Origin of the sequence: Mycobacterium sp. E2462 (assembly GCF_001672685.1) — a bacterium.
In the GTDB taxonomy this organism is placed as follows: Bacteria; Actinomycetota; Actinomycetes; order Mycobacteriales; family Mycobacteriaceae; genus Mycobacterium.
This window is the reverse complement of the sequence record NZ_LZKC01000286.1, coordinates 1-14497: the sequence shown is the minus strand read 5'-3', so window position 1 is coordinate 14497 and position 14497 is coordinate 1. Positions and strand designations below refer to the sequence as shown.

Annotated in this window: 4 protein-coding genes; all 4 read left to right on the top strand. The window is 72.5% G+C overall.

Translation table 11 applies throughout. The features are described 5' to 3' along the window. Positions 1–466: MCE family protein (locus tag A5714_RS14410; RefSeq protein ID WP_197502819.1), on the top strand; the 466-nt coding region annotated here is incomplete at its 5' end. Positions 467–596: 130 nt separating this feature from the next. Continuing rightward, a complete protein-coding gene (locus A5714_RS14405) occupies positions 597–1535 on the top strand; it encodes a methionyl-tRNA formyltransferase (protein WP_068069719.1) in 939 nt (312 codons plus the stop codon). A 20-nt stretch (positions 1536–1555) separates the two neighbouring features. After that, entirely contained in the window at positions 1556–3034 is a 1479-nt protein-coding gene (locus tag A5714_RS14400; protein ID WP_068286059.1) for a DHA2 family efflux MFS transporter permease subunit, read from the top strand. A 57-nt stretch (positions 3035–3091) separates the two neighbouring features. Further along, on the top strand, positions 3092–14497 hold an 11406-nt coding region (locus A5714_RS14395), incomplete at its 3' end, for a non-ribosomal peptide synthetase (RefSeq protein WP_156747327.1).

The following is a 14497-nucleotide window of genomic DNA, read 5'->3' as shown; positions in this document are numbered from 1 at the left end:
TCTGGTGCCCTCGGCGCAGTTGCTCGACACCTACAGCCCGGCGATCTACTGCACCCTGCGCAACTACCACGACATCGTGCCCTTCACCGGAAACTCCGAGGGCGGCTTCAACGGCTACTCGCTGAACATGGACACCGAGGTTCTCTCCGGCCTGGGCCTGCTGCTGAACCCGGTCGCCGCGGTGCCCGTCATCGCGTCCATTTTCGGCGGCATCGCCGGCGTCGTCGGTGGGGCGCCCAACCCTTACGTGTATCCGGAGAACCTGCCCCGGGTGAACGCCCACGGCGGTCCGGGCGGCGCGCCGGGCTGCTGGCAGAAGATCACCCACGACCTGTGGCCCGCACCGGAATTGGTGATGGACACCGGCAACAGCATCGCGCCGTACAACCACCTCGACACCGGCTCGCCGTACGCGATCGAGTACGTGTGGGGCCGGCAGGTGGGCGACAACACCATCAACCCCTGACGGTGCGTGGCGGGCGCCCGCCCCATTATGCAACTTAGGTAAGCCTACCGTAAGGTCATTGCGGCGTGGGCTTTGCTGAGGCCGCGGCACGGGCCGGTGATCGTCGATGAAACAAAGGGGTTGTTGACGTATGCGCGTCGTTTTCTTCGGGTTCCAGATGTGGGGCTATAAAACGCTGCAGGCGCTGATCGACACCGACCACCAGGTCGTCCTCGCGGTCAGCCACCCGTCGAGCGACGAATCGTACAAGGCCATCTGGTCAGCCCCGGTCGACGAACTCGCGCGTGAGCACGGCATCCCGCTGCACCTCACCGAGCGGGTGGACGCCCAGACGATCGACCTGGTCAAGCGCGCCGAACCCGACGTGATCGTGGTCAACAGCTGGTATTACCGGATGCCCGCGGAGCTCTACAACCTGCCGCCGCACGGCACCCTGAACTTCCACGACTCGTTGCTGCCCCGGTTCACCGGCTTCTCCCCGGTGCTGTGGGCGCTGATCAGTGGCGAATCCGAGTTCGGGCTGACGGTGCACCGCATGGACGACGGGCTGGACACCGGGGACATCCTGGTGCAGCGGTCGGTGCCGATCGGCCCCACCGACACCGGCACCGATCTGGTGTTGCGGGGAATGGACCTGATCCCCGACGTGCTGACCGAGGCGTTGGCGGCCCTGGCATCGGGCACCGCGCGCTGGCGGCCCCAGAACAAGGCCGAACGGACCTTCTTCCACAAGCGTTCGGAACGCGACAGCCTGCTCGACTGGGGCTGGTCGGCCGAGGACCTCGCGCGGTTCGTGCGCGCGCTGTCCGACCCGTACCCGCGGGCCTTCACGTTCTACCGCGGCGAGCGGATCGAGGTCCTCGAGGCGCACGTTTCGGACGCCGGCTACGGCGGCACCGCCGGCCGGGTGATCGTCCAGGAGGAGGGCGGCGTCGTGGTGTGCGGCCCCGACCCGCACCGCGGCGGTAACCGCGGCCTGGTCATCACCCGCGTCCGCGCCGCGGACGGCGTCGAGTGCAACGGCGAAAAATTCTTCCGGCGCGGCGGCTACCTGACCAGCCGGCCCTGAGCGACGCCCCGGGTAACGCCATGGATCACGCGTCCCCCACCCCGTCGGCCCCGCCACCGGCCATCGCGTCACCGGACCCGGGCCCGCCCGACTACCCGGACCAGATCGACGCCCGGTTGCTGTGCATCGGCGCGGTCTGCGGCCTGGCCGGCATGATGGGCCACCTGGACGGCACCGCGGTCGCCGTCGCGCAGCGGACCTTCCTCGCCGAATTCGGGTCCACCCAGGCCGTCGTGTCCTGGACCATGGCCGGCTACATGCTGGCGTTCGCCGCCGTCGTCCCGGTCACCGGCTGGGCGGCGGACCGATTCGGCAGCACGCGGCTTTTCGTCGGCGGTGTCCTGGTCTTCACGCTCGCGTCGCTGCTGTGCACCATGGCGCCGAACATGTTGTCGCTGATCGCTTTCCGGGTGATCCAGGGGTGCGGCAGCGGCATCATGACACCGCTGAGCTTCGTGGTCTTGACCCGCGAGTCGGGCCCCAAGCGGCTCGGCCGCCTGGTCGCCGTGGGCGCGGTGCCCTTCCTGTTGGGCCCGATCGGTGGACCGATCTTGGGTGGCTGGTTGACCGGCAGCTACGGCTGGCGATGGATCTTTCTGATCAACCTGCCGATCGGGCTCGGCACCGTCGCGCTCGCCGCGTTGATGTTCCCGAAGGACCGGCCCGCGCCGGCGGAGGCGCTCGACGTGACCGGCATGCTGCTGCTGTCGCCGGGCATGGCGGCCCTGCTCGCCGGGTTGTCGGCGGTGCCGGGGCGCGGCACCCTCGCCGACCGGCACGTGCTGCTGCCCACGGCCATCGGCGCCGCGCTGATCGCCGCCTTCGTCCGGCACGCCTGGCGCAGGGCCGACGGCCCGCTGATCGACCTGCGACTGCTCGGCAATCGGATGGTCAGGCAGGCCAATGTGACGCTGCTGATCTTCGCGGTCACCTACATCGGGGTGTTGTTGCTGCTGCCCAGCTACCTCCAGGCGGTGCTGCACCAGACGCCGCTGCAATCGGGAATCCACCTGGTGGCCATGGGAATCGGCATCGCGGTGACGACGCCGTTCGCCGGCGCACTGATGGACAAAGACGGGCCCGGCGGCATCGTGCTGATCGCCTTTCCCCTGATGGCGGTGGGGCTGGGGGTGTTCACCTTCGGCGTCGCCCACCACGCAGCGTATGCGCCGACGCTGTTCGCCGGCCTCCTGCTCATCGGCATGGGGGTGGGCTGCGCCGCCACACCGGTGTCCGCGGCCTGCGTCCAACCGTTGGCCCCCCGCCAGATCGCCCGCGGCACGACGTTGCGCAGCGTCAACAATCAGCTCGGCGGTGCGGTCGGGGCCGCGCTGATGACGGTGCTGCTGACGGATCGGACCAAGGCCGCCCACCACCTGACCCAGGCTTACACGGCGGTGTTCGCCGTGGCCACCGCGCTGGCGGTCGGCGCCAGCGTCGCCGCGGCTTTCCTGCCGATGAGGCACTCGAAAGGGGTTGCGGCGCAACCCTTGCCGTGAGGCACGCCAACATTGCGGGCGCGGCGGCGCTCGCCTGAGGAGAAAGTTCGTCGTCAGATGCTCGATTACGGCACGCAGCCGGACATGTTGGGGCCGTTGACCCCGGCCCAGCGCGCGATCTGGGCCGCGCAGCAACTGCGCCCCGACGTCCCGTACAACTTCGCCGGCTACCTCGCGATCGACCACGACGTCGACGCCGACAAGCTGATGGCCGCGTGCGAATCCGCGGTCGCGCGCTTCGGCACGCCCTGCGCGCGGCTGGCCCTGGACGGCGGCGAACCGGTCTTCGTGGTGGACCGCGAGTTCCCGTTGACCCTGTGCAGCGTGGACCTGCGCGCCGAGGCCGACCCGCGCGCCGCCGCCCTGCGCTGGATCGACGACGACTACCGCCGACCGCTCGACGTGCTCGCCGACCGGCTCGTCAACTTCGCGCTGCTGCGCGTCGCCGACGAGCTGGCGTACTTCTACCTGCGCACGCACCACGTGCTCGTCGACGGCTACGGCGCCCACAACATCATCCGGCACGTCGCGGCCGTCTACTCCGGGGCGGACGCCCACACCGGTGCGGTCGATTTCTCCGCGTTCGCGCTCCTGCGCGACGCGGATCGCAACTACCAGCAGTCGTCGCGCAGCGCCGCCGACGCGCAGTACTGGGCGACGGTCCTGCGCGACCCGGTGGCGGTCACCGACCTGGCCGGGACGCAGCGCCCGGTGCCGCCACGGCACCCGCGGGTCCGCGAGGTGCGGTGCGCCCATCGGCTGCTCGAGACGGGCCAGGACCGGTTCGACGTGGCCAGGGTCGTCGCGGCGATGGCCGCATTCATCGCGAAGACGACGGGGCGGCAACGGGTTTCGCTATCGCTGCCGGTGTCGGCGCGCACCACCGCCGCGCTGAAGAACACCGCCGGCATGGTGTCCAATCTGGTGCCGCTGGTCATCAACGTCGGGGACGAGGACACGGTCGCGGCGCTGACCGACCGGGTCGGCACCGCCGTGATCGGCGCGTTGCGCCATCAACAGTTCCGCGGTTGGCCGGCGCTGGTCGCGGACGCGTCGCCCGTCGACACCAACGTCGAATTCGGCCAAGTCGTCAACGTTTTCGGGTTCGCCGAGCCCATGCGCTTCGGGCCCTCGCAGCCCACGTGCACCGTGTTGACCACGCTGCCGATCCAGGACGTCGCCGTCAACATCTACCCGCCGTTGGGCGGGGGCACGCCCAGGATCCAGTTCGCCTGGAACCCCGAGCGGTACAGCGACGACGAGATCGACCGGCACCTCGCCCGGCTGGAGTCGGTGTTCGACCGCATCCTGACGGCGGACCCGGCGCTGCCGCTGAGCCGGGTGCCGGTGCTCGACCGCGCCGAGCGCGACCTGCTGCTGACCCGGTGGTCGGGTGCCGCGGCGAGCGCGCCGGTGGGGGTGGCGCCGCCGCTGTTGACCGCGGCCGCGCACGCCCGGCCCGACGCGACCGCGGTCGTCGACGGCGACCGGACATGGTCGTACCGCGAAATCGACCAGCGCTCAACGCGATTGGCGCGGGTGCTGGTCGACGCCGGGGTGGGCCCCGAGCGCGCGGTCGCGGTGGCGGTGGATCGCCGCGTGGAGTTGGTGGTGGCGTGGTGGGCGGTGACCAAGGCCGGCGGGGCGTACCTGCCGGTGGACAGGAATCAGCCGGCCGAGCGCGTCGCGACGGTGCTCGACGCGGTCGCGGCGGTCTGCGTCGTGACCTGCGGCGGCGACGGTGTGGCCGGGGCCGGGGACCGCCGGGTGCTGGACCTGGACACGGTGGACCTGTCCGGGTGGTCGGCGGACCCCCTCACCGACGCGGACCGGCTGACACCGTTGCTGCCCGCCACCACCGCCTACGTGATCTTCACGTCCGGGTCCACCGGCACTCCCAAGGGGGTGGCCGTCACGCACGCCGGACTGTTGGGGGTCGCCGCGGCGCAGCGCGCCACGCTCGGCGTGGGCGGGGACGCCCGGGTGTTGATGGTGGCCTCGCCGATCTTCGACGCGTCGGTCTTCGAAATGCTCTGGGCGGCGGGTTCGGGGGCGGCGCTGGTCGTCGCGCCGCGCGACGTGTACGCCGGTGACGCGCTGACCGCGCTGCTGGCGACCCAGCGGGTCACCGCGGCCGTGCTGACGCCGACGGTGCTGTCCTCGCTGGACCCGGCCCGGTTGCACGGGCTCGGCACGCTGGTCGCCGCCGGGGAGTCCTGCCCGGCGGAGCTGACGGCCGCCTGGTCGGTGGGCCGCCGAATGGTGAACGCCTACGGCCCCACCGAGGCGACCATCTGGGCCACCTGCAGCGCGCCGCTCGCGCCGGGGCGGCCGGTGCGCATCGGTGCGCCCATCGCCGGCGTGCGGGCTCTCGTGCTCGACGCCCGGTTGAACCCGGCGCCCGTCGGCGTGGTCGGCGAGGTGTACCTCAGCGGCCCCGCGCTGGCCCGCGGATACGTCGGCCGTGCCGACCTGACCGCGGAACGCTTCGTCGCCAACCCCTACGGCGCCGCCGGCACGCGGATGTACCGCACCGGCGACCGCGCGTGCTGGGATCCGGACGGGCAGCTGCGGTTCGTGGGCCGCGCCGACGACCAGGTCAAGATCCGCGGCTACCGCATCGAACTCGGCGAAGTCCAAGCCGCTTTGGCCGCGTGCGACGGTGTGCGGCAGGCGGTGGCGGTCGCCCGCGCGGACGGCGCCCACGACCGGCGCCTGGTGGGGTACCTCACCGGAACCGCCGACCCCGCGCGGGTCCGCGCCCAACTGGCCGAGCGCCTGCCGGCCGCCCTGGTGCCGGCGGCGATCGTCGTCGTCGACGCGTTACCGCTGACCGCGAACGGCAAGCTCGACGTGCGGGCGCTGCCCGCGCCGGAGTTCACCGCCGGCGCCTACCGCGCGCCGTCCGGCGCCATCGAAGAGGTGCTGGCCGGCATCTACGCCGAAGTCCTGGGCCTGCGCCAGGTCGGCGTGGACGACTCGTTCTTCGACCTCGGCGGCGACAGCATCATGTCGTTGCAGGTGGTGTCGCGCGCCCGCGCGGCCGGCGTGATCGTGCGCCCCCGCGACATCTTCGTCGAGCAGACCGTGGCCCGCCTGGCCCGCATCGCCGAGGTCGCCGTCGACGACGAACGCCCGGACGACGCGGGCGTGGGCGAGGTGCTCGCCACCCCGATCATGCGGTGGCTGCACGGCATCGACGGCCCGGTCGACCAGTTCAACCAGACCATGGTGGTGCGGGCCCCCGCCGGCGTGGGCGAGGCCGACGTGGTGGCGCTGCTGCAGGCCCTGCTCGACCGGCACGCCATGCTGCGGCTGCGGGTCGATGACGACGGCGCCGGGGCGTGGTCGCTCACGGTGCCGGAGCCCGGGGCGGTCGACGCCGCCGCCTGCCTGCGGGTGTCGCCGGTGCTGTCGGAGCGGGCGCTCGCCGGCGCGCGGTCGCGGCTCAACCCGGACGCCGGGATGGTGCTCAGCGCGCTGTGGGTGCCGCCGACCCGACAGCTGGCCCTCGTCGTGCACCACCTCGCCGTCGACGGGGTGTCCTGGCGAATCCTGTTGGAAGACCTGAACATCGGCTGGGCGCAGCATCGCCTCGGTCAACCCGTGGCGCTGCCGCCGGGCGGCACCTCGTTCGCCCGCTGGAGCTTCCTGCTCGACGAATACGCGCGCCGTCCCGAGGTGCTGGCCCAGGCCGAGACCTGGCAACGGGTCGCGGCCGCCGCGGCCGCCCTGCCGGCGCCCAGCCCCGTCGACACCTACGCCACGGCCGGACGCATGTCGGCCCGGCTGGACGCCGACACCACCCGCATGCTGCTCGGCGACGCGGCCGCGGCGTTTCACGCCGGCGCCCACGACATCCTGTTGATCGCGTTCGGGATGGCGGTCGCGCGTTTGTTGGGCAACCCGCGCCGCACCGTCACGATCGATGTGGAAAGCCATGGCCGGCACGCAGATTGGTCGTCCGAGATCGACCTGTCCCGCACCGTCGGCTGGTTCACCGCCAAATATCCGGTGGCCCTGACGCTGGACCCGCTGGACTGGGCCGGAGTGCTCGACGGCGGAGCCGCCGTCGGCACGGCGGTCAAGGCCGCCAAGGAGCAGCTGCGCGCCCTGCCCGACGGCCTCACCTACGGCCTGCTGCGATACCTCAACCCCGGCGCCGCAGAGCATGGTTCGGACCCGACGGTCGCGTTCAACTACCTGGGCCGCCTGGCCGGAACCGCCGAGTTGTCCGACGACCTGTGGCGGCCGGACTTCGATAGCGTGTCGGCCGGCGCCGTCGCGACGGCGGTCTCGATGCCGCTGAGCCACACCCTCGCCCTCAATGCCGGCGTCCTCGACGCCGAGGACGGCCCCCATCTGCACGCCGAATGGACGTGGGCGGCGTCCGCGCTCGACACGGAGCGGCTGAACCGATTGAGCGAGTTGTGGTTCGAGGCCCTGCGGGGCATCTGCGCGCACGTGCGCGCCGGCGGCGGCGGCCTGACGCCGTCGGACGTAGCACCCGCGCGCCTGACCCAACCGCAGCTCGACGACCTCGAACGGCACGGCCGCGTGGCCGACGTGCTGCCGTTGACGCCGCTGCAGCATGGGCTGTTCTATCACGCCACGGCCGCGCGCGCCGAGGGCGTCGACTTGTACGCCGTCCAGCTCGCCATCGGAATTGCCGGCCCGCTCGACCCGCACCGGCTGCGCGCGGCGCTGCGCACCGTCGTCGCCCGGCACCCGAACCTCGCCGCCCGGTTCTGCCCGGAGGTCGACCCGCCCGTGCAGGTCATCCCCGCCGCGGCCGACGTGCCATGGCGCGAGGTCGAATTCGACTCCGGCAGAACCGATTTCGACGAGCAAGTCCGGCGGCTGTGCGCCACCGAACGCGAAGCGGTCTGCGACCTGACCGGCCCGCCGGTGTTCCGAGCCGCGCTCATCCGCACCGCCCCCGACCGGCACCGGCTCGTGCTGACCAACCATCACGTGGTGCTCGACGGCTCCTCGCTGCCGATCCTGCTGCAGGAAATCTTCGCCGTCTACCACGGGCAGCGCCTCCCCGCGGCCGTGCCGTATCGCCACTACGTGGCCTGGCAGGCCGGGCGGGACCACGGCGCCGCCCACGCGGCGTGGCGAGAAGCGTTGGCGGACTTCGACACTCCGACCCTGGTCGGGTCGCCGCACCGGCAGCCGCAGGGGCGGCACGGCGTGCAGTCACGCAGGCTCTCCGAACAGGCCACCCAGGCGTTGCAGCAGCTGGCTCGCGCGCACCGCACCACCGTGAACACGGTGCTGCGCGCCGGCTGGGCGCAGCTCCTGGTGTCGCTGACCGGGCAGCACGACGTCATCTTCGGCGCCACGGTCTCCGGCCGCGCGGCCGACGTCGTCGGCATCGAGTCGATGGTGGGCCTACTGATCAACACGGTGCCGGTGCGGGCGCGGCTGACCACCGCGACCACGGTCGCCGACCTGCTCGGCCAGCTGCACCGCGCCTACCAGCAGACTATCGACCATGAACACCTGGCGCTCAACGAGATTCAACGCGTCACCGGACACGATCAACTGTTCGACACCTTGTTCGTCTTCGAGAACTACCCGCTGGACGCGGCGGCCTCGATGCAGCTCGGTGAGCTGGCCGTCACCGATTTCAGCAGCCACGAGTCGACCCACTACCCGCTGACGCTGCAGGCGACGCCCGGCCCCGCGCTGGCGCTGGAGCTGGAATACGACGCCGACACGTTCGACGCCGAGACCGTCGCGAGGTTGGCGGATCGGCTGGAGCGGATCCTGTCGGTGATGGCCGCCGACCCGTCGCGGCGGTTGTCGACGGTCGATGTGCTCGCCGCCGACGAGCGCGCGCGCCTCGACCGGTTCGGCAACCGCGCGGTCCTCGACCGGGCGGCGGCCGGTGCGTCCATCCCGCAGCTGTTCGCCGCGCAGGCGCGCCGGACCCCCGAGGCGGTGGCGGTGCGGTGCGGTGCCCGCAGTTGGACGTACCGGGAGCTCGACCTGGCGTCACATCGGTTGGCGCACCGGCTGATCGGGCACGGCGCGCGCGCCGGGCAGTGCGTGGCGGTGATGTTCGGCAGGTCCGGGGAGGCGATCGTCGCGATCCTGGCGGTGCTCAAGTCCGGGGCCGCGTATCTGCCCATCGACCCCGCCGTGCCGGACGCGCGGATCGATTTCGTCCTCGCCGACGCGACGCCGGTCGCGGCGGTGACGACGGCGGAGCTGGCCCCGCGGTTCGCCGGCCGCGGGCTCACCGTGCTCGACGCGCACGACCACGGAACCGCCGCCGACGCCCCACTGCCCTGGCCGGCCGGCGACGACGTCGCGCACATCGTGTACACGTCGGGCACCACGGGGGTGCCCAAGGGCGTGGCGACCACCCACCACAACGTGACCCAGTTGCTCGAGCCGCTGCACGCGGGCCTGCCGTCAGGCCCCAATGACCTCTGGACGCAATGGTATTCGTATGCGTTCGACGCCTCGGTGGAAGAGATCTGGGGGGCGTTACTGCACGGCAGCCGCCTGGTCGTGGTCCCCGAGTCGGTGGCCGCGGTGCCCGAGGACTTCCAAGCGTTGATCGTGGCCGAAGGGGTGACCGTGCTGCACCAGACGCCGTCGGCCCTGGCCGCGCTCTCGCCGCGGGGCCTGGAGTCGACGGCGGTGGTGGTGGCGGCCGAACCGTGCGCGGTGGAACTGGTGGACAGGTGGGCGCCCGGCCGCGTCATGACCAACGCCTACGGCCCGACCGAGACCACGCTGTGCGTGACCGTCAGCGTGCCGCTGGCGGCCGGCGCTGAGCTGGTGCCCATCGGCGTGCCGATTCCCGGCGCGGCGCTGTTCGTCCTCGACGGGTGGCTGCGCCCGGTGCCGCCGGGCGTGGTCGGCGAGTTGTACGTGGCGGGCCGCGGGGTCGGCGTCGGCTACGTGCGCCGCGCCGGGCTGACGGCGTCGCGCTTCGTGGCCTGCCCGTTCGCGCCGGGGCAGCGCATGTACCGCACCGGGGATCTGGTCTCCTGGGACGCAGACGGGCAGCTGCGATACCTGGGCCGCGCGGACGAGCAGGTCAAGATCCGCGGTTATCGCATCGAGCTCGGCGAGATTCAGGCGGCGCTGGCCGACACCGAGCACGTCGAGCAGGCGGTGGTGATCGTCCGCGAGGACCGGCCCGGCGACAAGCGCCTGGTCGGTTACGTCACCGAATCCGCGCCTGGCGCAGTGGATCTCGTTGCAGCGCGCACCCAGCTGGGTGAACGGCTGCCCGCCTACATGGTGCCGGCCGCGGTCGTGGCCGTGCCGGCCCTGCCCCTGACGGTCAACGGCAAACTGGACACCCGCGCGCTGCCGCAGCCGCAGTACCGCGACGCCGTCTACCGCGCCCCGTCGAACGCCATCGAGGACGTGCTGTGCGGTGTCTACGCCCAGGTCCTCGGCCTGGACCGCGTCGGCGTCGACGACTCGTTCTTCGACCTCGGCGGGGACTCCCTGTCGGCGATGCGCCTCGCCGCCACCGTCAACAAAGCCCTGCGCACCGACCTGACGGTGCGCACCTTGTTCGCCGCGCCCACCGTCGCCCAGCTCGCACCGCGGCTGCACGACGGCGCGGGCGCCGCCCGGCCGCTGGTCGCCGGCGCGCGGCCCGAGCGAATCCCGTTGTCGTACGCCCAGAATCGCCTCTGGTTCCTCGGCCAGCTGCACGGGCCGTCACCGGTGTACAACATGACGGTGGGCCTGCGGCTGCGTGGTCGCTTGAACCCCGAGGCGCTGGGCGCCGCGCTGACGGACGTGGTGGGCCGCCACGAATCGCTGCGCACGGTGTTCCCCCACATCGACGGGGTGCCCTACCAACACGTGCTGCCGGCCGAACGCGCCGAGCTCGGCTGGGCCGCCGTCGATGCCGCCGGGTGGTCGACGGCTCGGCTGGCCGACGCCGTCGACGCCGTGGCGCGCCACGCGTTCGACCTGACCGCCGAAACGCCATTGCACGCAAGGCTTTTCCGCGTTGCCGACGACGAGCACGTGCTGGTGGCGACGGTGCACCACATCGCCGCCGACGGCTGGTCGGTCACCCCGCTGGTGCGGGACCTGGGCGTGGCCTACGCCAGCCGCTGCGATGGCCGCGCCCCCGACTGGGCGCCCCTGGCGGTGCAGTACGCCGATTACGCGCTGTGGGAGCGGGACCGGTTCGGTGACGCCGACGACGGCCCCCTCGCCGCGCAAGTGGCGTACTGGCGGCAGGCGCTCGCCGAAATGCCCGAGCGGCTGCACCTCCCGACCGACCGGCCGTACCCGCCCGTCGCCGACTACCGCGGCGCCACCGCGCCAGTGCAGTGGTCCGCCGAGGTGCAGCGCCGCGTCCGCGCGCTGGCCCGCGACCACGACGCGACGAGCTTCATGGTGCTGCAGGCGGCGCTGGCCGTCCTGTTGAGCAAGCTGTGCGCGACCGCCGATGTGGCCGTGGGCTTCCCGGTCGCCGGCCGCCCCGACCCCGCGCTGGACGACCTGGTCGGTTTCTTCGTCAACAGGTTGGTGCTGCGGGTGCAGCTGGCCGGCGACCCCACGATCGCCGAGACGCTGGCCCAGGTGCGGGCGCGCAGCCTGGCGGCCTACGAGCACCAGGACCTGCCCTTCGACGTCTTGGTGGAGCGGCTCAATCCGGCCCGATCGATGGCCCATCACCCGTTGGTTCAGGTGGCGCTGGCGTGGCAGAACCTACCCGGCCAGCACGACCCGGCCGCCGGGCTGACGCTGGGCGACCTACAGATCACCCCGATGCCGCTGGACACCCACACCGCGCGGATGGACCTCACCTTCTCGCTGGCCGAACGGTGGACGCCGGCGGGGGAGCCCGCGGGGATCACCGGCGCGGTGGAATTCCGCACCGACGTGTTCGACGCGGCCAGCATCGAGGCGCTCGTCGCGCGGCTGGAGCGGGTCGTGCTGGCCATGACGGCCGATCCCACGCGCCGGTTGTCCACCATCGACGTGGTCGACGAGCGCGAACACGCGTGGCTCGACGAGGCGGGCAACCGCGCGGCGCTGACCCGGGCCGACGTCGGCCCGTCGATACCGGAACTGTTTGCCGCGCAGGCGCTTCGCAGCGCCGACGCGACAGCGCTGCGCTGCGCGGACCGCTCCCTGACCTACCGGGAGGTGGAGCAGGCCGCGAACCGCCTCGCGCACCTGCTGGCCGCCCACGGCGCGCGGCCGGGCCGCGTGGTGGCGCTGCTCCTCCCGCGTTCTGCCGAGGCGATTGTGGCGATCCTGGCCGTGTTGAAGACGGGCGCGGCATACCTGCCCATCGACCCCGCCGTGCCCGACGCCCGGCTCGACTTCCTCCTGGCCGACGGCGCACCCGTCGTCGCGATCACCACCGCGAGCATGGCCCGCCGATTGACGGGTCACGACGTGCGGGTGGTCGACATCGACGCGCCGCTGGATGCTCACCCCAGTTTCGCGCCGCCGGCGCCGGCCGCCGACAACGTCGCCCACATCATCTACACCTCAGGTACCACCGGAACCCCCAAAGGCGTTGCGGTGACGCACCGCAACGTCACCCAGCTGATGGAGGGCCTGGACGCCGCCCTGACCGCGCCCGGGCCGGCGCGGGTGTCGACGCAGTGGCACTCCTACGCGTTCGACGCGTCGGTGCGTGAGATCTGGGGCGCGTTGCTGCACGGCGGGCTGCTGGTCGTCGTCCCGGAGGCCGTGGCGGGTGAGGACCTGCGCGACCTGGTGGTGCGCGAGCGGGTCGGCGTGCTCAGTCAAACGCCGTCCGCGTTGGCGGCGTTGCCCCTCGAGGGGTTGGAGTCGGCGGCGCTGATCGTCGGCGGCGAGGCCTGCCCGGCCGAGTTGGTCCAGCGGTGGGCGCCGGGCCGGGTGATGCGCAACGCGTACGGCCCGACGGAAACCACCGTGGACGTGACCCTCAGCGCCCCACTCGAGGCGGGCGCGGGCGAGGTGCCCATCGGGGCGCCGGTCGCGGGGGCCGCGCTGTTCGTGCTCGACGCGGGGTTGCGCCCCGTACCGCCCGGCGTGGTCGGTGAGTTGTACGTCGCCGGCCGGGGGGTGGGCGTCGGCTATCTGGGTCGGGCGGCGTTGACCGCGTCACGCTTCGTCGCGTGCCCGTTCGCGGGCGCGGACGCGCCCGGGGCGCGCATGTACCGCACCGGTGACCTGGTGCGGTGGCGCGCCGACGGGCAACTGCACTACGTGGGGCGCGCCGACGAGCAGGTCAAGATCCGCGGCTACCGCGTCGAACTCGGTGAAATCCGTTGCGCGCTGGCCGCGTTGGCGGGTGTGGACGCCGCGGCGGTCGTCGTCCGGGAGGACCGGCCCGGTGACCAGCGCCTCGTCGGTTACTTCACCGGCGCGGCGGACCCGCGGCACGCGCGGGCCGAGCTGGCCAAGCAGCTGCCCGCCTACCTGGTGCCGGCCGCCATCGTGGCGTTGGACGCGTTGCCCCTGACGGTCAGCGGCAAGCTGGATCGCCGGGCGCTGCCCGCACCGGAGTACCGCGACGCCGAATACCGCGCCCCCGGCAACGCCATCGAGGAGATCCTGGCCGACAGCTACGCCGAAATCCTGGGCGTGGAGCGCGTCGGCGTCGACGACTCGTTCTTCGACCTCGGTGGGGACTCGCTCACCGCGATGCGCCTGATCGCGGCGGTCAACAAGTCCCTCGACGCGCGGCTGGGCGTGCGCGCCCTGTTCGACACGCCCACCATCGCCGGACTGGCTCCCAAGATCCACACCGGCGCGGGCGCGCTGGAACCCCTGGTGCCCGGCGAGCGGCCCGCCGTGATCCCGCTGTCCTTCGGCCAGAGTCGGCTGTGGTTCCTCGACCAATTCACCGGTCCCTCAGCGGTATTCAACATGGCCGTGGCGCTCGCGCTGACCGGCCGCCTGGACGTCGACGCGCTGGGCGCGGCCCTGGCCGACGTGGTCGGCCGCCACGAATCGCTGCGCACGGTGTTCCCGCACCGCGACGGCGTGCCCTATCAGGAGGTGCTGGCGCCCGAGCACGCGGACTTCGGTTGGGGCGTCGTCGACGCCACGGCATGGCCGCGCCAGCAGTTGCTGGCGTCCCTCGGGGCGGTCGCGCGGCACACCTTCGACCTTTCGCGGGAAATACCGTTGTACGCAAGGCTATTCGCGGTGTCCGAGGACGAGCACGTCCTGGTGGCGGTGGTGCACCACATCGCCGCCGACGGCTGGTCGGTGGCGCCGCTGGTGAGCGACCTCGCGGCCGCGTACGCCAGCCGGTCCGCCGGACACGCCCCGCACTGGGCGCCCCTGCCGGTGCAGTACGCCGACTTCACCCTGTGGCAGCGCGCGCAGTTCGGCGACCTGGACGACGGCACCAGCCACCTCGCGAGAGAGCTGGCCTACTGGCAGGGCGCGCTGGCGGGGATGCCCGAGCGGCTGCAGCTGCCCACCGACCGGCCGTATCCCGCCACCGCCGACCAC

Bases quoted from the DNA above. Each gene is read 5' to 3' on its own strand.
- A5714_RS14405 (WP_068069719.1), top strand. From the start codon at position 597: ATGCGCGTCGTTTTCTTCGGGTTCCAGATGTGGGGCTATAAAACGCTG.
- A5714_RS14400 (WP_068286059.1), top strand. From the start codon at position 1,556: ATGGATCACGCGTCCCCCACCCCGTCGGCCCCGCCACCGGCCATCGCG.